Genomic DNA, 19,401 nt, shown 5'->3' with positions numbered 1-19,401 from the left:
GGGGGGACCCTGTGGGAGAGTAGGACGCCGCCGAACAATTATTCCGGGAAAGCCCCGTGCCCTTGTGGCACGGGGCTTTTCTGCGTTCACGACCCATGTCAGAGCTCCGGGGACAAAGCCTCTGGAGGGGGATTCGCCGGGATTGGCGTGACCATGCGGCAAGCGGTGGCCTGGTAGCCGGCGACCGTTCTCCACTCCGCCGACTTTCATCGCGAGCGGCGCGGAGGCCGTGTGGGAGCTCGTGGCGCATCGGGCGCTGGCCGTCGAGCAGGAACCATGGCACACCGGCCACGCCATGCACACGATCTTCGTCGATGACCTGGACGCCCTCACCGCCCGCCCCCGCCCTCTACAGCCGGCCGGCCGCTTTCAGCGTGAGGTAGGCGTCAGCCAGTGCAGGTGCGAGGTCGTCGGGCGCGGCATCGACGACCGTGACGCCATGACGTCGGAGCTGGTCCGCGGTGCGGCGGCGCTGGGCCTGCGCCTGAGTGCCGGCAGCGGCCTCGTAGATCGCGTCCACTGTGCCCCGCGCTCGGGCCATCGCCTCGACGTGGGGGTCCGCGACAGCTGCGACCAGCACCGTGTGGCGCTGGGTGAGCTGCGGGAGGACCGGCAGGAGGCCTTCTTCGATAGGAGCGGCGTCCAGAGTCGTGAGCAGGACGATCAGGGAGCCACGAGGAGCGTTTGCCAGTGCGGCTGTGCTGAGACCACGCGCGTCGGTCTCCACGAGTTCGGGCTCAAGGGTGGCGAGAGTACCGACGAGCGTCGACAGCACATCCCCTTTCGCGGTCCTGCCCTGCACCTGGGCTCGGACACGACGGTCGTACGCGATCAGGTTCACACGGTCGCCGGCGCGGGTGGCAAGGGCTGTGAGGAGCAGGGTCGCGTCCATGGCGGCGTCGAGCCGCGGTACATCGCCCACCCGGCCTGCAGAGGTGCGCCCGGTGTCGAGGACGACGAGGATGTGGCGGTCACGCTCGGGGCGCCAGGTGCGCACAGCGACCGCAGACTGGCGCGCGGTGGCCCGCCAGTCGATCGAGCGGGTGTCGTCTCCCGCAACGTAGGCGCGCAAGCTGTCGAACTCCGTGCCTTCTCCGCGGGTGAGCACACTGGTCCGGCCGTCCAGTTCGCGCAGCCGTGCGAGCCGTGAGGGCAGATGCTTCCGGCTCGTGAAGGGAGGCAGAACCCGGACGGTCCAGGGCACACGGTGGTGGCCCTGGCGGGCCGCGAGACCGAGGGGGCCGAACGACCGGACGGTGACGCGGTCGGCCTGGCGGTCTCCACGCCGCGACGGACGGAGGAGCGTGGTGAGGCGGCGGCGCTCCCCGGCAGGTACGGCGAACTGGTGCCGGGACGAAGCCTGTTCGCTCTCCGAGGCCCAGCTGCTGGGGGGCCAGGCGTCGCGGAGGTGGGCGCGGAGTCGGCGCCGGGAAGGATTGGTCACTGTGAGTTGCACTGCCGCCGTGTCGCCGAGTCGAACGGATGTATCACCGGATCGGGTGAACTGCAGCCTGCGCACTGGCGCGGCCAGGGCGTAGTCGCACACAATTGCCAATGAGAGCGGGACATTGACCGCGAGCATGCCCGTCCAGCTCGGGGCCAGGATGCCTACGGGGAGTGACCCCAAGGCCGCCACCAGGGCGGCCCGTCCGGTGAGGGCCATGGTCACCGCCTCACCGGGGGACGGGGACGTGGGCGAGGACAGCGGTGATGACGGAGTCGGCGGTGACTCCCTCCATCTCCGCTTCCGGCCGCAGCTGTATGCGATGACGAAGCGTGGGTAGAGCGAGGGCTTTCACATCGTCCGGGATGACATAGTCCCGGCCTGTGAGCCAGGCCCATGCCCGTGCGGTGGAGAGCAGCGCCGTAGCGCCTCGGGGGGAGGCGCCCAGGTTGAGTGAGGGGGATTCACGCGTGGCACGGCAGATATCCACGACATAGGCGGCGATCTCGGGGGAGACCGAGGTCTTGGCGACGGCTACGCGTGCAGCTTCGAGGTCGGCGGGGCCGGCCACGGGCCGTATGCCCGCTGCCTTCAGGTCGCGAGGGTTGAACCCGTTCGCGTGGCGAGTGAGCACATTGATCTCGTCCTCGCGTGAGGGGAGGGGCACGGTCAGCTTGAGGAGGAAGCGGTCCAGCTGGGCCTCGGGCAGTGGGTAGGTGCCCTCGTACTCGACGGGGTTCTGGGTGGCCGCGACCAGGAAGGGGTCGGGCAGTGGTCGGGGAGACCCGTCGATGGTGACCTGACGCTCTTCCATCGCCTCAAGAAGGGAGGACTGCGTCTTGGGAGGAGTGCGGTTGATCTCGTCGGCGAGCAGGAGATTGGTGAACACCGGGCCGGGCTGGAAGGAGAATTCGGCGGTGCGGGCGTCGTAGACGAGCGAGCCCGTGACATCGCTCGGCATCAGGTCAGGGGTGAACTGGACGCGCTTGGTGTCCAGTTCGAGGGACGCGGCAAGTGCGCGGACCAGGAGGGTCTTTGCGACTCCGGGCACGCCTTCCAGAAGTACATGGCCCCGGCAGAGGAGCGCGACGACCAGTCCGGTGACGGCCGGGTCCTGGCCGACAACGGCCTTTGCGATCTCGGAACGCAGAGCTTCCAGGGATGCGCGGGCGCTGTCGGAGTTCGCGGGGACCACGGAGGGCTCTGCGGTTGCCGCAAGCTCGGTGGTCTCCGGTGTCGGGGCGCTCATGAGGTGCGTACCTCTCTTTCGAGGGCGTCGAGTTGCTCGGTCAGAAGGACTAGCGCTGCGTCGTCGGCCGGAGCCGGGCCGAAGAGGAGGGCGCCGGGGTCGCTGCCGGGGGTGCTGAGTCGTGCGGTGACGGCAGGCAGGAGCACAGCGGGGGAATCGGCGTCACGGGCGGTCACACCGAGGAGAGGGGAGATGCGGGCCCGAGCGGCGGAACGCAGCACTGCGGCGGCGCGGTCGCGGGCGTCCGCCTTGCGGTAGAGGCGGGCCCGTCCTTCGGTGGATTCGGAGGCCCGGATGGCCACCGGTAGCCGCTCGGTGACCAGGGGGCCGAAGCGGCGGCCACGCCAGATGGCGGCGAGGGCAGCGGCGAGGGCGAGTTGGAGGGTGCCCCAGAGCCATCCCTGGGGGATGAGGCCGATGAAGCCGTTCTCTCCTTCGGCTCCTCCGTCACCGCTGTCGTCCCGGCTGCCCGGCCCGCCTTCGCCTTCGGCGGCGGAAGGATCATCGAGCGAGGGGAGGTACCAGACGAGATGTGGGCGGGAGCCGAGGAGTTGCATCCCCAGCGAGGCATTGCCCTGCTGGTCGAGACGGTCGTTGTGGAGGATGTCGGGGGAGCCGAGCAGCACGGTGTCGCCGGCTCCGTGTCCCGGCAGGACAAGGAGGGGGGCGAGGCCGTTGTCCGGGTAGCAGGCGATGGCGTCCCGCGCGTCCGTCGCGTATTGGATCCCACCGATGTCGGCGCTTCCCGCGGTGCGGGCTGCGGGGAGTTCGCAGCGTGGGGGACGTGCGGTCACAGGCCCATGCGCTTCCGGGCGTACGCCGGGGGCGAGGCGGGCCACGGAAGGGCCGCCAGGGGCGATGAGGACGGTACGGCCTGCGGAGTCGGCGGTCGCCGTGTGGAGGCGCTGTTGCTGGTGAGCGGTGAGCATGTTGGGGCCGACGACGAGCAGGGTGGTGTCGGCGCCTGGCGCACCGGCAGCCTCGTCGAGGGTGGTGACGACGTCGACGGATACACCGCGGTCCTTGAGGAGTTCGGCGACGGCGCGGCTTCCGTAGGGGTCTGCGGAGCGGGGATCGAGACGGCCGTGCTGATCACCGGAGCGAACGGCGGCAAGGGCGACCCCGGCGACGACGAGGATGAGGACGGCGAGCAGCAGTCCCCTGACACGCTGCCAGATCTGCTGAGGGGTACGGGATTCCGAGGTGGTGGGAACGGCCGCGGTGGCGGTCATCCGGTGGCCCCCAGGGCTGTGCCGGTGGTCAGCAAGGGCTTGGCGGCCTCGAGATCCAGGTCGAGCGTGCACAGAGTCAGGTACGCGGCCTCGTCGGCGGTGCGGCCACCGTATGTGACGTCGTCGAAGACCCTGGCGGCCGTGCGGAGCCGGTCGGCGTGCGCGGACATCAGCCGGCCCGCCTCGGCGGCGGCCTCGTCCGCGGTGCGGCCGGGGCGTGGGTCGAGTACGGCCCGGTCCTCCAGGGAGCGTACGAGGGCGCGCATCCGTTCCTGGACGGCTTCGGTCCAGCGCCGGGCTTCGGCGTGTGCGGCGGCCGCGGTGCGGTGGTCGGCCGCGCTGCGGGTGGTGGTGCCGAAGAGGGTCTCCGGAGAGCGGACGGTGCGCCGTGGTGTGCCGAGCCTCCACCACAGGGCGGCGCCCAGGCCGACGAGGGCCAGGACGAGTACGACGAGGCCGAGCGGGCCGCCGGGGGCAGCCCCGGCGGCGCCGGCGAAGAGGTCGCCGATCCAGTCCCAGAAGCGGTCGAGGCCGCGTTCGAGAAGGTTCGGATCGTGTTGGTGGTACATCGGGTCGGACAGCTCGTCCTGCGCCGCTTCACGGGCGGGGACGCGTGGGGTGTCCACGGGTATGTCCTCGCCCGCCCGGATGAGTCGTGCTGCCGCGGTGGTGCCCCCCGCCCCCGTCACCGCATCAGCTCCTGGGGGTGTCGTAGCCGGGCACGCCGGCGGCCCGGGCGAGGTCCAGGTCGAGGGCCTCGCGGCGGATGCGCTGGTCGACGTAGAGCAGGGCCATCACTCCCGCCGTGAAGGGGTAGGCGAGCGTCGAGATGATCACGTCGCCGATGCCTGTGACGATCAGGAAGGGCCAGCCGAAGTCTGTCGAGCGGCTGTTGAGGAACTCGCTCAGGCCGCCGCTGTCCACCGTCACCGCGATGATGCCGAACGGGATCGTGATGATCAAGGTCAGGATGATCACCAGCAGGTAGGTGAGCGCCAGAATGCCGAAGGTCCGCCACCAGTTGCCCCTGACCAGCTTGGCGGACCGGCGCAGCGAGGTGAGTACGGGCTGCCGTTCCAGCATCAGCGCCGGCGCTGCGAGCGTGAAGCGGATCATCAGCCAGAGAACGACCACAAAGGCGGCGAGGAGGCCGAGGAAGGTCAGCGCGCGCCCGCCCGCACCGTCGCCCAGGGCCAGGCCCGGAAGCAGCCCCACTGCCATGATCCCGGCGCTCATCAGGCTCAGCAGAAGGGTGAGCCCGAGCAGAGGAAGAAGCCGGGGGCGGGCCTCGGACCACGCCTCGGAGAGCGTCACACCACGGCCCAGCACGGAGCGGCTGATCACCACGGTGAGGACCGAGGTGGTGATGAGTGTGGCGATCATCGCGATGAGCGTGCTCGGGGCGCTGGTGATCAGCTGCGACTGCGCCGAGTCGGTGGCCTGGCGGAGGGCCTCAGCGCCGGTCGCGTTCGGGTCGACCGATTCCTGCTCGGGCAGGAGGTAGCGCTGCACGAGAATGATCACGATCTCGGCGATCACGGAGACGGTGAGGCTGATGCCGAGGACCGTGCGCCAGTGGGTGCGCATGGTGGACACCGCGCCGTCGAGGATTTCGCCGACACCCAGGGGGCGGAGCGGAATGACGCCCGGCTTCGCGGCCATGGGCGGGCGGCCCCATCCGGGGCCTTGGGGCATGCCGCCCCAGCCCGGAGCGGGCGGTGGCGCGCCTGGGCCGTTACCGGGGGCGCTCGGTGGGGACCACTGCCCCGGAGGCGGCTGTGCGGGAGACCACTGTCCGCTTCCGTCAACGGGCGAGGAGGGCTTGGGGATGCCCGTCTCCTGGCCGTCGGAGGGGGCGGATCCGGGCGAGGCCCAGCCCGGAGAGTCGTTCATCGTCGCTCCTTCACAGTCCTGCCCGCTCATCGGGGCGGCAGGTTGCCAGCCATCGTGCCACGCGTTGGTCCGGTGCGGGTCTGGCGCCGTATCTCCTTCTTGCCTTCGTGTGCGGGCGGTTCAGCGGGCAGACTGGGCAGATGGCTGATCAGGACGCGCAAACGCCGGTGGGTATCGAGCCTCCGGCTCTCTCCGTACTCCGATGGGACGAGTCTCCGGAAGGTTCTGCGGTGGTGCTCCTCGACCAGACGCGGCTGCCCGCCGAGGAGGCCGAGCTGGTGTGTGCCGATGTGCCCGCGCTGGTGCGGGCGATCCGGACGCTGGCGGTACGGGGGGCGCCCCTGCTGGGTATCGCCGGGGGCTACGGGGTGGCGCTGGCAGCCGCCCAGGGCGAGGACGTGGCTCAGGCCGCGAAGCTGCTGGAGCATGCGCGGCCCACCGCGGTGAATCTCGGGTACGGGGCGCGTCGGGTGGCGCGGAAGTACCAGGCGGCCGTCGAGAGCGGGTCCGGCCCGGAGACGGCCGCCGCGGTGGCCCTCGCCGAGGCGCGGGCTCTGCATCAGGAGGATGCGGCGGCCAGTGGGCGGATGGCGCAGTACGGTCTGGAACTGCTGGCGGAACTCCTGCCGGCAGGAGGCGGGCACCGGTTGTTGACCCACTGCAATACCGGGGCACTCGTGTCCGGCGGTGCGGGGACCGCCTTCGCGGTCGCTCTGAGGGCGCACCGGGAGGGCTGCCTGCGGCAGCTGTGGGTGGACGAGACCCGGCCGCTGCTCCAGGGTGCCCGCCTCACGGCCTACGAGGCGGATCGGAACGGGATGCCGTACAGCTTGCTCACGGACAACGCGGCGGGTTCGCTGTTTGCGGCGGGGGAGGTGGATGCCGTACTCATCGGGGCGGACCGCATTGCCGCGGACGGCTCGGTGGCCAACAAGGTGGGGAGCTATCCGTTGGCGGTGCTCGCGAAGTACCACCATGTGCCGTTCCTCGTTGTTGCGCCGACGACCACGGTCGATCTGGAGACGGTGGACGGTACATCGATCGTCGTGGAGCAGCGCTCCGCGACCGAAGTGACGGAGTTCACATCGGAACCGGGTGTTCCGGCCGGAGACGAGGGTGGCAGGACTGCCGTCGCACCCCCGGGAGCCAAGGCGTACAACCCCGCATTCGACATCACGCCGCCCGAACTGGTCACGGCGATCGTCACGGAGGAGGGCGTCATTTCCCCGGTCACGGGGGTCGGACTGGCAGAGCTGTGTGCCAGGTCATCGCAGGTAACGATTAGCTAATGGGATGATGTCGTTTATGAAGGGACGCGTCCTTGTCGTCGACGACGACACCGCACTGGCCGAGATGCTCGGCATTGTGCTGCGTGGAGAAGGTTTCGAGCCGTCGTTCGTAGCGGACGGCGACAAGGCACTGGCTGCTTTTCGTGAGGCCAAGCCGGACCTGGTGCTGTTGGACCTCATGCTGCCCGGACGGGACGGCATCGAGGTCTGCCGGCTGATCAGGGCCGAGTCCGGTGTGCCGATCGTCATGCTCACTGCCAAGAGCGACACGGTGGATGTAGTGGTGGGCCTGGAATCCGGGGCCGACGACTACATCGTCAAGCCGTTCAAACCGAAGGAGTTGGTTGCCCGGATCAGGGCGCGTTTGCGGAGGTCCGAAGAGCCCGCGCCGGAACAGCTGGCGATCGGGGACCTGGTCATCGATGTCGCCGGTCACTCGGTGAAGCGGGAGGGGCAGTCCATCGCCCTCACCCCGCTGGAGTTCGACCTGCTGGTGGCTCTCGCCCGCAAGCCGTGGCAGGTCTTCACCCGTGAAGTGCTGCTCGAGCAGGTGTGGGGCTATCGCCACGCCGCCGACACCCGTCTGGTGAACGTGCATGTCCAGCGGCTTCGCTCGAAGGTGGAGAAGGACCCGGAGCGGCCGGAGATCGTCGTGACCGTCCGTGGTGTCGGTTACAAGGCCGGACCGAGCTGACATGACCCTGGGCAGCGCTGCTCCGCCACCCGGGGTGCCCGGGGCCCGTACGGAGCGGGCTGCCGGTCCGGTGCGGAGTACTTCCCGTTTCGGCAGGGTCCCGCTGGGCGGCCGGTTGTTCCGCGACCGGACGCCCGGCGGCCCCGTGCCGCGGCTGCTGATGCGGTGGATCCGCGGGCCGCTGCTGCCGGCTGTCCGGCTGTGGCGGCGCAATCTGCAGCTGCGCGTCGTGGCGGGAACGCTGCTGATGTCGATCGCGGTGGTGCTGCTCCTCGGCTTCGTCGTGATCGGGCAGGTCAGGAACGGCCTGCTCGAGGCGAAGGGCAAGGCCGCACAGACACAGGCGGCCGGCGGTTTCGCGGCCGCCCAGACGAACGCGAACGCGCCTCTGGTCCCTGGAGACCAGAGCGAGGAGAGCGCCGACGGCATGACGGCCAACACCTCATGGCGCACGGAGCTCGTCGACCAGCTGGCCAGCGGTGGTACGAACGCGTTCAACGTGGTGGCGCTCAGCGCCGACTCCGTCGGGCACGGCACCACCAGCCGCGCTCCACGCGGCTCGGGCAGCGTGGAGGCGTCCAGCATCCCGCAGAGGCTGCGGGACGACGTCGGCAAGGGGGCAGGTGCCTTCCAGACGTACTCGCTGATCCGGTACTCGTACGGCAAGGATCCGGAGCCCGGGCTCGTCGTCGGCAAGAGGCTCTACGACGTCGACCACAATCCGTACGAGCTGTACTACCTCTTCCCGCTCACGCAGGAGGAGAAGTCGCTGACCCTGGTCACGACGACACTGGCCACGGCCGGTCTGTTCGTGGTCGTGCTGCTCGGGGCCATCGCCTGGTTCGTGGTGCGCCAGGTCGTCACGCCCGTACGGATGGCGGCAGGGATCGCCGAGAGACTTTCCGCGGGCCGGCTCCAGGAGCGGATGAAGGTCACCGGTGAGGACGACATCGCACGCCTCGGTGAGGCCTTCAACAAGATGGCGCAGAACCTGCAGCTGAAGATCCAGCAGCTGGAGGAGCTCTCCCGCATGCAGCGGCGTTTCGTCTCGGACGTCAGCCATGAGCTGCGCACCCCGCTGACGACCGTGCGGATGGCCGCCGATGTCATCCACGAGGCGCGCGTCGACTTCGACCCGGTCACGGCCCGGTCCGCGGAGCTGCTGGGAGACCAGCTCGACCGCTTCGAGTCGCTCCTGTCCGATCTGCTGGAGATCAGCAGGTTCGACGCGGGGGCCGCGGCGCTGGAAGCGGAACCGATAGATCTGCGCACGGTCGTCCGGCGGGTGATCGGTGGCGCCGAGCCGCTGGCGGAGCGCAAGGGCACCCGGATCCGGGTGGTGGGTGACGAACAGCCCGTGGTCGCGGAAGCCGACGCGCGCCGTGTGGAGCGGGTCCTGCGCAATCTCGTCGTCAACGCGGTCGAGCACGGCGAGGGCCGGGACGTCATCGTGCGGATGGGCGTCGCGCAGGGGGCCGTGGCCGTGGCGGTCAGGGACTACGGCGTGGGGCTCAAACCGGGCGAGGCCACCCGGGTCTTCAATCGCTTCTGGCGGGCGGACCCGGCACGTGCCCGCACCACCGGCGGCACCGGCCTGGGGCTGTCGATCGCCGTCGAGGACGCCCGGCTGCACGGAGGCTGGCTGCAGGCCTGGGGCGAGCCCGGCGGAGGGTCTCAGTTCCGGCTGACCCTGCCGCGTACGGCGGACGAGCCGCTGCGTGGATCGCCGATACCGCTGGAACCGGAGGACTCCCGGCGCAACCGGGAGGACCGCGAGCGTGCGGAGGCGGCGCCGGCGGCGAGCGATCACAGGCTGATGTCCGTACCGACCCAGACAGGTTCCACGGGGCGTTCCCATCTGGGCGTGCCGACGCACGGGCCGGCGGTGTCGCGAACGCCGGCGTCGGTCCATCCGGCGGCACTGCCGGGCAGCGGGGCACGCGTGGTGTCGCGTCAGGCCGGGGACCGGCCGGACGCGGGCACCGGCCCAGAGACGCAGGATCCGGAGCAGGAGGACACGACTCGTGGACACTGACCGCCGTCGGGGCGTCTACGGCCGGGCGGTGCGGTTGTCCGCGCTGCTCGGCTGCGGTGTGGTGGTGCTCGCCGGGTGCGGAGCGATGCCGGTCACCGGCGACGTGAAGGCGGTCGACGCCTCGCAACCGGGTGATTCCCAGGTCCAGGTGTACGCCGTGCCGCCGAGGGAGGGTGCCGCGCCCATCGAGGTCGTCGACGGCTTCCTGGAGTCGATGACCAGCGACGACCCCGATTTCCGGACGACCCGCAAATATCTGACGGCGGAGGCGGCCCGCACCTGGCAGCCGAGCGAGGGCACCACGGTGCTCGCGAAGGCGCCCAACCGCAACGGGCCCACGATCCACGACAAGGAACGCAGGACCACCGAGACCACCTACACGCTGACCGGCGAGCAGGTCGCGGCGGTCGACGCGCAGAGCTCCTACCGGCCCCTGGCCCCGTCCGAGTACTCCCAGATGCTTCATCTGGTCCGCGAGAAGGGGACGGACGGCAAGCAGGAATGGCGCATCGACATCGTGCCGGACGGCCTGGTGCTCGGGCAGTCCGACTTCAAGCGCCTCTACCGGTCCGTGAACAAGTACTACTTCGCCGCCGGGCGGACGGACGTCGAGTCCGCACTTGTCGCCGACCCCGTCTATGTACGGAACCGCACGGATCCCGTCACGCGGATGGACACGGCCACGCAGACGGTGCGGACGCTGCTGGAAGGCCCTTCGAACTGGCTGCGGCCGGTGGTCGACTCGCGCTTCCCCGCCGGTACGGCGCTGAAGTCAGGGGTCACCTCGCTGGCTCCGGACGACCAGAACGTGCTGAAGGTGCCGCTCAACAAGAAGGCCGACAAGGCCGGACCGGGTGCCTGCCGGATGATGGCCGCCCAGGTGCTCTTCACGCTGCGGGACCTGACGTCCGCGCGGGTGGGGCAGGTGGAGCTGCAGGGTGAGCGTGGTCCGCTGTGCTCCCTCGGGGCCGACGAGGCCGAGGAGTTCGCCTCGGACAAGGGTTTGGACGGCCCGGACAGTCAGTACTTCGTCGACGACAAGGGGCATGTGCAGCGCATCCCCGGGAGCAGTAAGGGCAGCGGTGATCCGGAGCCTGTGATCGGTCCGCTGGGCAGCGGGACGGTGGCCATGAGCGCCGTGGGCGTGGCCCGGGACGAACAGCAGGCTGCCGCGGTCTCGGCGAATCAGCAGCATCTCTACGTGTCCTCCATCGCCGAGGAGAGCGAGCCGGCAGCCGCCGTGGTGACCAGTCGGGCGAGGAAGGCCGCCGACCGGCTGTCGGCACCGAGCTGGGACGGCAAGGGTGATCTGTGGGTCGCCGACCGCGATCCGTCGGATCCCAGGCTGCTGCGTCTCGTGGACGGTGCCGGAGAACCTCAGGAAGTCTCGGTACCCGGCTTGAACGGCGGGCGGATCGAGGCCCTGCGGATGTCGGCCGACGGGGTCCGGATCGCCTTGCGGGTTTCGAGGGACGGGCACACGACGCTGAACATCGGCCGGGTCGAGCGGCACGGCTCGGGGGAGACCGAGCAGGTATCGGTGGAGGACCTGCGCCAGGCCGCACCCCAGCTGGCCGACGTGACGGCTGTCTCCTGGTCGGGCCGCAGCCGTCTCGTGGTGGTCGGCAAGGAGGAGGGCGGTGTGCAGCAGGTGCGTTACGTGCAGGCCGACGGGTCCACCTCGGCCTCCGGAGTACTGCCGGGCGTGAACCAGGTGACGGCGGTCGCGGCTGCCGACGACGAGCAGTTGCCGCTGATGGCGGACACCGAGAGCGACGGGATAGTGAAGCTGTCGCCGGGGGACAACTGGCAGACGGTCCTCAAGGACGGCTCGTCGCTGGTCTACCCGGGCTGATCGGAGGGGCACACCAGGTGCCCGCCAGGGCAGTCCGCGCCGTCCGCAGGTGCGGATCTCCCGGTTGTCCACAGGGGTTTTCCACAGGGATGGCCGGATGTCCGCCGGCGTTGCACAGTGGGATTTGTGCGGGGTTGGTGGCGGGAGATCGCGGGGCTGGTGCTGCCGGTGGCCTGTGGGGGCTGCGGCAGTCCGCGGACGGAGCTGTGCGAGGTGTGCGCCGCCGGGCTGGCGGCCACGCCGCGCCGTGTGAGACCTGCGCCCGAGCCCGCGGGGCTCCCCGTGGTCCATGCTGCGGCGCCGTACGAGAACGCCGTACGCGCGATGCTGCTCGCCCACAAGGAGCGAGGGGCACTCGGCCTGGCCGGGGCACTCGGCGGGGCGCTGGCGGCCGCTGTGCGGGCCGGAACGGGGCATGCGGGCGACGAGGGTCCACTGCTCCTGGTGCCCGTGCCGTCGGCGCGGCGGGCCACGGCACGGCGTGGGCATGATCCGGCGCGCAGGATCGCGGCCGCGGCCGCGGCCGAGCTGCGACGCGGGGGCACGCGGGCCCGAGTGCTCGCCGTCCTCCGGCAGAGGCGTGCGGTGGCGGACCAGGCGGGGCTGGGAGCCCGGGAGCGGCAGACGAATCTGGCGGGCGCGCTCCTTGTCGCGGACGGTGGCCGGAGGCTGCTCGACGGGGGTCGGATCGTGCTGGTGGACGACCTGCTGACGACGGGGTCCTCGCTGGCGGAGGCGGCACGCGCGGTCCGCGCCGCGAGCTGCGAAGGCAGTGGCAGGACGGGAGGACTCCGGGCCGCAGTAGTCGCAGCTTCTCCGACTGCTTTCGAAATAAACCGGAACTGACAGATAACTTGCATCGTTGCAGGTAGTGAGTGGGAAAAGGGCCCTGATCGGAGGTACGCGTGAGTAGCGGGTGCCGACACAGTGGTGGGCAGGCTATGTTCGGTTGTGAGGGACGGTGAATTCCGCACCTCGATGAATGCGCCACCAGGTTTCGGGCAGGTAACTCACCGGTACGCCAGAAGCATGGAAATCGGTGGGGTGGAGACCCTGCCGATGGGGGAGGAGGAGGTGACAGCCACCGAGTCCGCGGCTCCGGCGATCACCGGAGCCTGGTGCAAAAGGGAGATGCTCCGCCGCCGAAGCGGAGCGATCCGGGAACGGAGTTCTGCGTGGACATCGTCGTCAAGGGCCGCAAGACCGAGGTGCCCGAGCGGTTCCGCAAGCACGTGGCCGAGAAGCTGAAGCTGGACAAGATCCAGAAGTTCGACGGCAAGGTGATCAGCCTCGACGTCGAGGTGTCCAAGGAGCCGAATCCCCGTCAGGCCGACCGTGCGGCAAGGGTGGAGATCACGCTCCGCTCGCGTGGGCCGGTCATCCGGGCGGAAGCGGCGGCAGGCGACCCGTACGCAGCGCTGGACCTGGCCACCGACAAGCTGGATGCGAGGCTGCGCAAGGAGCACGACAAGCGCTACAGCAGGCGCGGTAACGGCCGGCTGTCGGCGTCCGAGGTGGCGGAGGTCGTGCCCGGCGCCGCCTCCTTCAACGGGGACGGTGAGCTGGTCCCCGAGGAGACCACCCCGTCCGTGCCCACCACCAGGATCGGTTCGCTCGAGGTCCAGGGCGAAGGGCCGCTCGTGGTGCGCGAGAAGACGCACGTCGCAGCGCCGATGACACTCGACCAGGCGCTCTACGAGATGGAGTTGGTCGGGCACGACTTCTACCTGTTCGTCGACTCCGAGACCAAGGAGCCCAGTGTCGTCTACCGGCGGCACGCATACGACTACGGCGTCATCCACCTGAGGACCGACCCGCTGGCCTCCGACGAGGCGGGCGGCGCGGGCGGCGCGCTCGGCGGCTGACACCCACCAGTCACAGCCGGTACGCGGTGCCCCTGGAAGCGTCTGTGCGACCTCAGGGGCACCGCTTCGGCGGCCAAGCATGAAATCATGGGCGTTCCAGGCCAATCAGTGCTCTGCGCACTGGCGTTGGCGGGCAGCCTGTGACCTCAGGCAGTGGCTTCAGGGGGAGGAACGATGGCGGACACCTTCGGGCCCGTGCGCGGGACGAACGATGCCGACAGCGCTGCCGGTGCGGATTCCGTTGCGGACGGCGACAGCTCCCGCAAGGAGCCCATCAGGGTTCTTGTGGTTGACGACCACGCGCTCTTCCGCAGAGGCCTGGAGATCGTCCTCGCGCAGGAGGAGGACATCCAGGTCGTCGGAGAGGCGGGGGACGGTGCGGAGGCGGTCGACAAGGCGGCGGACCTGCTGCCCGACATCGTGCTGATGGACGTACGGATGCCCAAGCGCGGCGGCATCGAAGCGTGCACCTCCATCAAGGAGGTGGCCCCCAGCGCGAAGATCATCATGCTGACGATCAGCGACGAGGAGGCCGACCTCTACGAGGCGATCAAGGCGGGTGCCACCGGCTACCTGCTCAAGGAGATCTCGACCGACGAGGTGGCCACGGCCATTCGCGCGGTGGCGGACGGGCAGTCACAGATCAGCCCGTCGATGGCCTCCAAACTCCTCACCGAGTTCAAGTCGATGATCCAGCGCACCGACGAGCGTCGGCTCGTACCCGCGCCGCGCCTCACCGAGCGTGAGCTCGAAGTGCTCAAGCTCGTGGCCACGGGCATGAACAACCGTGATATCGCCAAGGAATTGTTCATTTCCGAGAACACGGTGAAGAACCACGTCCGCAATATCCTGGAGAAGCTCCAGCTGCACTCCCGGATGGAAGCGGTGGTCTATGCCATGCGGGAGAAGATCCTCGAGATCAGGTAACGGAGGCGCGGCCCGCCCGGCGTCTACGGAAGGACGCGGGCGATTTCCGCCATGAGCGGCTCGCGCAGCTCCGGCGCGTCGACGCGCTCCAGCCGTACGTCCGTGCAGCCGACCCAGGACGCCGCCTCCACGAGGGCCTCGGCCATCTGCGTCACGGACTTCCCGCTGTCCAGGGAGACCTGGCGGGCGACCAGCGTGGCCCCTTCCCTGGCCGGGTCGACCCGGCCCCGCAGCATGCCCCCCGCGAGCAGTGGCATCGCGAAGTAGCCGTGGATCCGCTTGGGCCGGGGGACGTACGCCTCCAGGCGATGGGTGAATCCGAAGATCCGCTCCGTGCGCGCCCGTTCCCAGATCAGTGAGTCGAACGGAGACAGCAGCGTCGTACGGTGCCGTCCACGCGGCTCCGAGGCCAGGGCCTCGGGGTGTGCCCAGGCGGGCTTCGCCCAGCCCCGCACCGACACCGGGACCAGCCCGGAGTCCGCCACGACCGCGTCGAACTGCTCGGCCTTGAGGCGGTGGTAGTCGGCGATGTCCGCCCGGGTGCCGACGCCCAGCGACTGACCGGCCAGAGCCACCAGCCGGCGCAGGCACTCCGCGTCGTCCAGGTCGTCGTGGAGCACCGCGTCCGGGATCGCGCGCTCGGCCAGGTCGTAGACCCGCTTCCAGCCGCGCCGCTCGGTGCACACCACCTCGCCGTACATCAGGGCACGCTCGACGGCGACCTTCGACGCGGACCAGTCCCACCACTCGCCGCCGTTCTTCGCGCCGCCCAGCTCGGTGGCAGTCAGCGGGCCCTCGGCGCGCAGTTGCTTGATCACCGTCTCGTACGCCCCGTCGGGCAGGTCGTGGTTCCAGTGCGGCCGGGACCGGTAGGCGCGGCGGCGGAACGCGAAGTGCGGCCACTCCTCGACCGGGAGGATGCACGCGGCATGCGACCAGTACTCGAACGACCGGCCCCCCGACCAGTAGGCGTCGTCGACCGCGCGGCGGCCGAGCGCGCCGAGACGGGCATACGGCACGAGCTCGTGCGACCTGGCCAGGACCGAGATGGTGTCGAGCTGGACGGCTCCGAGACGGCGCAGCACGCCCGGGACCCCTCCCCGGCGGTCCGGAGCACCGAGGAGGCCCTGGGCGCGCAGGGCGATACGGCGTGCCTGGTCGGCGGAGAGTTCCAGAACGGGCGGCGGCGCAGACGTCATGCGTCGAACCCTAGAGCGCGCCACTGACATCCGGGGCCGGCCGATGAGGATGGGTGCCGGGCAGCCCCAGATCGGCCGGGAGCAGTGCGCCGGTCCAGGTGTCACGCCGTATCCCCTTGTTGAACAGCGCCGACCTCTGCTCACCCTCCATGCGGAAGCCGGCACGCAGGGCGACCGCCCGGGACGGGGTGTTGCCGATCTCCGCCCTCCATTCGAGGCGGTCCGCGGCGAGGGCCGTGAACGCCCAGCGGGCCGCCGCGAGCACCGCCTCCGTCGTGTAGCCGGTGCCACGGTGCTCCTTCGCCGTCCAGAAGCCCACCTCGTACGTGCCGGGCAGGCTGCAGCGGTTGACGCCGAGCGCCCCGACGAGCGGTCCGCCGCCCCGCCGCACGACGGCGAAGTTGTACATCGTGTCCTCCTGCCAGCCCGCGGGTGACAGCTTTTCCGTCCAGAGCTCCGCGTCGGCACGGGTGTACGGGGAGGGAATGACCGTCCAGCGCTGGATGTCGGGATCCTGGCAGGCGAGGTACGAGGCGTCGGCGTCCTGCGGCCCGAAGGGGCGCAGGAGCAGGCGTTCGGTGGTGAGAGTGATCGGCTCCATGCACGGATTCTGGTGATCCGGTGCGCGGGATGCGAGCACTTTTGGGGCTTCCCGGCACCTTCCGTACCTCCCGGCCGTTGTCCTGGAAGGGTGCGGCGAGGGCAACGCGGCAGCAGCCCTCCCGGCGCGGCGGGGTCCTCGCTTACGATGGCCGTTGCGGTGGGGCCTACCTGCCGTGCCCGCGCCAGAGTCCATAACACGACCCAGTGCCAGGCCCGACCGGCAAGGAGACCAGCCTCAGTGTCCGTCTTCAACAAGCTCATGCGTGCAGGCGAAGGCAAGATCCTGCGCAAACTGCACCGCATCGCGGACCAGGTCAGCTCCATCGAAGAGGACTTCGTCAACCTCTCCGACGCCGAGCTGCGGGCGCTCACCGACGAGTACAAGGAACGGTACGCGGACGGCGAGAGCCTGGACGACCTGCTTCCCGAAGCGTTCGCGACCGTCCGTGAGGCCGCGAAGCGCGTCCTCGGACAGCGCCACTACGACGTCCAGATGATGGGCGGTGCCGCCCTGCACCTCGGCTATGTGGCCGAGATGAAGACCGGTGAGGGCAAGACCCTCGTCGGTACCCTGCCCGCGTATCTCAACGCGCTCTCCGGCGAGGGCGTGCACCTGATCACGGTCAACGACTACCTGGCCGAGCGCGACTCCGAGATGATGGGACGGGTGCACAAGTTCCTCGGTCTCGAGGTCGGCTGCATCATCGCCAACATGACTCCGGCCCAGCGCCGTGAGCAGTACGCCTGCGACATCACGTACGGCACGAACAACGAGTTCGGTTTCGACTACCTCCGCGACAACATGGCGTGGTCCCAGGACGAGCTCGTCCAGCGCGGCCACAACTTCGCCATCGTCGACGAGGTCGACTCGATCCTCGTCGACGAGGCCCGTACGCCGCTGATCATCTCCGGCCCGGCCGACCAGGCCACCAAGTGGTACGGCGACTTCGCCAAGCTGGTCACGCGTCTCACCAGGGGTGAGGCGGGCAACCCGCTGAAGGGCATCGAGGAGACCGGCGACTACGAGGTCGACGAGAAGAAGCGGACCGTGGCCATCCACGAGCCGGGTGTCTCCAAGGTCGAGGACTGGCTCGGGATCGACAACCTCTACGAGTCGGTGAACACCCCGCTCGTCGGTTACCTGAACAACGCGATCAAGGCCAAGGAACTCTTCAAGAAGGACAAGGACTACGTCGTCATCGACGGCGAAGTCATGATCGTCGACGAGCACACCGGCCGTATCCTCGCCGGCCGCCGTTACAACGAGGGCATGCACCAGGCCATCGAGGCGAAGGAAGGGGTGGACATCAAGGACGAGAACCAGACGCTCGCCACGATCACCCTGCAGAACTTCTTCCGCCTGTACGGCAAGCTCTCCGGCATGACCGGTACGGCGATGACCGAGGCCGCCGAGTTCCACCAGATCTACAAGCTCGGCGTCGTGCCGATCCCGACGAACAGGCCCATGGTCCGCGCCGACCAGTCGGACCTGATCTACCGCACCGAGGTCGCGAAGTTCGCCGCGGTCGTCGACGACATCGCCGAGAAGCACGAGAAGGGGCAGCCGATCCTGGTCGGCACGACCTCCGTCGAGAAGTCCGAGTACCTCTCGCAGCAGTTGTCGAAGCGCGGTGTGCAGCACGAGGTCCTCAACGCCAAGCAGCACGACCGGGAAGCGCCGATCATCGCCCAGGCCGGCCGCAAGGGCGCCGTCACGGTCGCGACGAACATGGCCGGCCGCGGTACGGACATCAAGCTGGGCGGCAACCCCGACGACCTGGCCGAGGCGGACCTGCGTCAGCGCGGACTCGACCCGGTCGAGCACGTCGAGCAGTGGGCGGCCGCGCTGCCCGCGGCACTGGAGAAGGCCGAGCAGGCCGTCAAGGCCGAGCACGACGAGGTCAAGGAGCTCGGCGGGCTCTACGTCCTGGGCACCGAGCGGCACGAGTCGCGGCGTATCGACAATCAGCTGCGAGGTCGTTCCGGCCGTCAGGGCGACCCGGGTGAGTCCCGGTTCTACCTGTCGCTGGGCGACGACCTGATGCGGCTGTTCAAGGCGCAGATGGTCGAGCGCGTCATGTCGATGGCGAACGTCCCCGACGACGTGCCCATCGAGAACAAGATGGTGACGCGGGCGATCGCCTCCGCGCAGTCGCAGGTCGAGCAGCAGAACTTCGAGACGCGTAAGAACGTCCTGAAGTACGACGAGGTGCTCAACCGGCAGCGCGAGGTCATCTACGGTGAGCGCCGCCGCGTCCTGGAAGGTGAGGATCTGCAGGACCAGATCCGCCACTTCATGGACGACACGATCGACGACTACATCCGCCAGGAGACGGCCGAGGGCTTCGCCGAGGAGTGGGACCTCGACCGGCTGTGGGGCGCCTTCAAGCAGCTCTACCCGGTGAAGGTCACGGTCGAGGAGCTCGAGGAGGCCGCGGGCGACCTGGCCGGCGTGACCGCCGACTTCATCGCCGAGTCCGTCAAGGACGACATCCACGAGCAGTACGCGGAGCGCGAGAAGACGCTCGGCTCGGACATCATGCGCGAGCTGGAGCGGCGCGTGGTCCTGTCCGTCCTGGACCGCAAGTGGCGTGAGCACCTCTACGAGATGGACTACCTCCAGGAGGGCATCGGCCTGCGGGCCATGGCGCAGAAGGACCCGCTGGTCGAGTACCAGCGCGAGGGCTTCGACATGTTCAACGCCATGATGGAGGGCATCAAGGAGGAGTCCGTCGGCTACCTGTTCAACCTGGAGGTCCAGGTCGAGCAGCAGGTCGAGGAGGTCCCGGTGCAGGAGGGTGCGGAGCGCCCCTCGCTCGAGAAGCAGGACGCGCCGGTGGCGGCCGCCGCGGGCGGGCGTCCGGAGATCCGGGCCAAGGGCCTGGACGCGCCGCAGCGTCCGGACCGGCTGCACTTCTCCGCCCCCACCGTGGACGGGGAGGGCGGCGTCGTCGAGGGCGACTTCTCCAACGGTGACGGTGCGCGGTCCGAGGCGGACGGGATGACGCGTGCGGAGCGCCGCAAGGCACAGAAGAGCACGGGTGGCCGGCGTCGTAAGAAGTAGCGCGCGGTCCGTCTGAGACGCGCCTGGCCCGGACACCATGACGGTGTCCGGG

15 protein-coding genes are annotated in these 19,401 nt (G+C 69.7%); 8 read left to right on the top strand and 7 right to left on the bottom strand.

Annotation, left to right across the window (positions count from 1 at the left end; all coding sequences use genetic code 11):
* Nucleotides 1-349: 349 nt before the first annotated feature.
* Genes ACFWFI_RS25985 through ACFWFI_RS25965 form a run of 5 tightly spaced genes read right to left on the bottom strand, consistent with a single transcriptional unit; the run spans nt 350 to nt 5,818 of the window.
* Nucleotides 350-1,663 carry a DUF58 domain-containing protein gene (locus ACFWFI_RS25985; RefSeq protein WP_387394562.1) on the bottom strand — a complete coding sequence of 438 codons (1,314 nt, stop codon included), beginning with the start codon at nt 1,661-1,663 and terminating at the stop codon, nt 350-352.
* Nucleotides 1,664-1,673: 10 nt separating this feature from the next.
* The gene (locus ACFWFI_RS25980) at nt 1,674-2,693 is read right to left on the bottom strand and encodes an AAA family ATPase (RefSeq protein ID WP_387394560.1); all 1,020 of its coding nucleotides are present in this window, start codon (nt 2,691-2,693) and stop codon (nt 1,674-1,676) included.
* Nucleotides 2,690-3,925, bottom strand: coding sequence for a DUF4350 domain-containing protein (locus ACFWFI_RS25975; protein WP_387394558.1), 1,236 nt, complete (start codon nt 3,923-3,925; stop codon nt 2,690-2,692). The genes ACFWFI_RS25980 and ACFWFI_RS25975 overlap by 4 nt, the downstream gene beginning before the upstream one ends.
* Entirely contained in the window at nt 3,922-4,614 is a 693-nt protein-coding gene (locus tag ACFWFI_RS25970; RefSeq protein ID WP_387394556.1) for a DUF4129 domain-containing protein, read from the bottom strand. Before ACFWFI_RS25970 ends, ACFWFI_RS25975 begins: the two co-directional genes overlap by 4 nt.
* 4 nt (nt 4,615-4,618) lie before the next feature.
* The gene (locus ACFWFI_RS25965) at nt 4,619-5,818 is read right to left on the bottom strand and encodes a glycerophosphoryl diester phosphodiesterase membrane domain-containing protein (RefSeq protein ID WP_387394554.1); all 1,200 of its coding nucleotides are present in this window, start codon (nt 5,816-5,818) and stop codon (nt 4,619-4,621) included.
* Between the two features lie 140 nt (nt 5,819-5,958).
* Here ACFWFI_RS25965 and mtnA point away from each other — a divergent pair, with 140 nt between their 5' ends.
* The 7 genes from mtnA to ACFWFI_RS25930 all read left to right on the top strand — a co-directional run bounded on the left by mtnA (nt 5,959) and on the right by ACFWFI_RS25930 (nt 14,483).
* On the top strand, nt 5,959-7,107 hold the full coding sequence (gene mtnA / locus ACFWFI_RS25960) for an S-methyl-5-thioribose-1-phosphate isomerase (RefSeq protein WP_387394552.1): 1,149 nt from the start codon (nt 5,959-5,961) through the stop codon (nt 7,105-7,107).
* Between the two features lie 4 nt (nt 7,108-7,111).
* Nucleotides 7,112-7,801, top strand: coding sequence for a two-component system response regulator MtrA (mtrA, locus tag ACFWFI_RS25955; protein WP_187281934.1), 690 nt, complete (start codon nt 7,112-7,114; stop codon nt 7,799-7,801).
* Between the two features lies 1 nt (nt 7,802).
* On the top strand, nt 7,803-9,836 hold the full coding sequence (gene mtrB, locus ACFWFI_RS25950) for an MtrAB system histidine kinase MtrB (RefSeq protein ID WP_387394550.1): 2,034 nt from the start codon (nt 7,803-7,805) through the stop codon (nt 9,834-9,836).
* A complete protein-coding gene (locus ACFWFI_RS25945; RefSeq protein WP_387394548.1) occupies nt 9,826-11,691 on the top strand; it encodes an LpqB family beta-propeller domain-containing protein in 1,866 nt (621 codons plus the stop codon). The genes mtrB and ACFWFI_RS25945 overlap by 11 nt, the downstream gene beginning before the upstream one ends.
* A gap of 126 nt (nt 11,692-11,817) precedes the next feature.
* Nucleotides 11,818-12,537, top strand: coding sequence for a ComF family protein (locus ACFWFI_RS25940; RefSeq protein ID WP_387394546.1), 720 nt, complete (start codon nt 11,818-11,820; stop codon nt 12,535-12,537).
* A 329-nt stretch (nt 12,538-12,866) separates the two neighbouring features.
* Nucleotides 12,867-13,556: a ribosome hibernation-promoting factor, HPF/YfiA family gene (gene hpf / locus ACFWFI_RS25935; RefSeq protein WP_387394544.1), complete on the top strand. Its 690-nt coding sequence runs from the start codon at nt 12,867-12,869 to the stop codon at nt 13,554-13,556.
* Nucleotides 13,557-13,730: 174 nt separating this feature from the next.
* Nucleotides 13,731-14,483, top strand: a complete 753-nt coding sequence (locus ACFWFI_RS25930) for a response regulator (RefSeq protein WP_387394542.1) — start codon at nt 13,731-13,733, stop codon at nt 14,481-14,483.
* Nucleotides 14,484-14,506: 23 nt separating this feature from the next.
* On the opposite strand, the gene ACFWFI_RS25925 is transcribed toward ACFWFI_RS25930, so the two are convergent.
* Entirely contained in the window at nt 14,507-15,682 is a 1,176-nt protein-coding gene (locus tag ACFWFI_RS25925; protein ID WP_387394540.1) for a winged helix-turn-helix domain-containing protein, read from the bottom strand.
* A gap of 10 nt (nt 15,683-15,692) precedes the next feature.
* Nucleotides 15,693-16,283, bottom strand: a complete 591-nt coding sequence (locus tag ACFWFI_RS25920; RefSeq protein ID WP_387394538.1) for a GNAT family N-acetyltransferase — start codon at nt 16,281-16,283, stop codon at nt 15,693-15,695.
* Between the two features lie 240 nt (nt 16,284-16,523).
* Here ACFWFI_RS25920 and secA point away from each other — a divergent pair, with 240 nt between their 5' ends.
* Nucleotides 16,524-19,349: a preprotein translocase subunit SecA gene (gene secA / locus ACFWFI_RS25915; protein ID WP_387394536.1), complete on the top strand. Its 2,826-nt coding sequence runs from the start codon at nt 16,524-16,526 to the stop codon at nt 19,347-19,349.
* Nucleotides 19,350-19,401 lie beyond the last annotated feature (52 nt).

The sequence above is a fragment of the Streptomyces sp. NPDC060209 genome (assembly GCF_042728155.1).
In the GTDB taxonomy this organism is placed as follows: domain Bacteria; phylum Actinomycetota; class Actinomycetes; order Streptomycetales; family Streptomycetaceae; genus Streptomyces.
The sequence above is the reverse complement of the archived record's forward strand: the minus strand, read 5'-3'. Positions and strand labels throughout refer to the sequence as shown.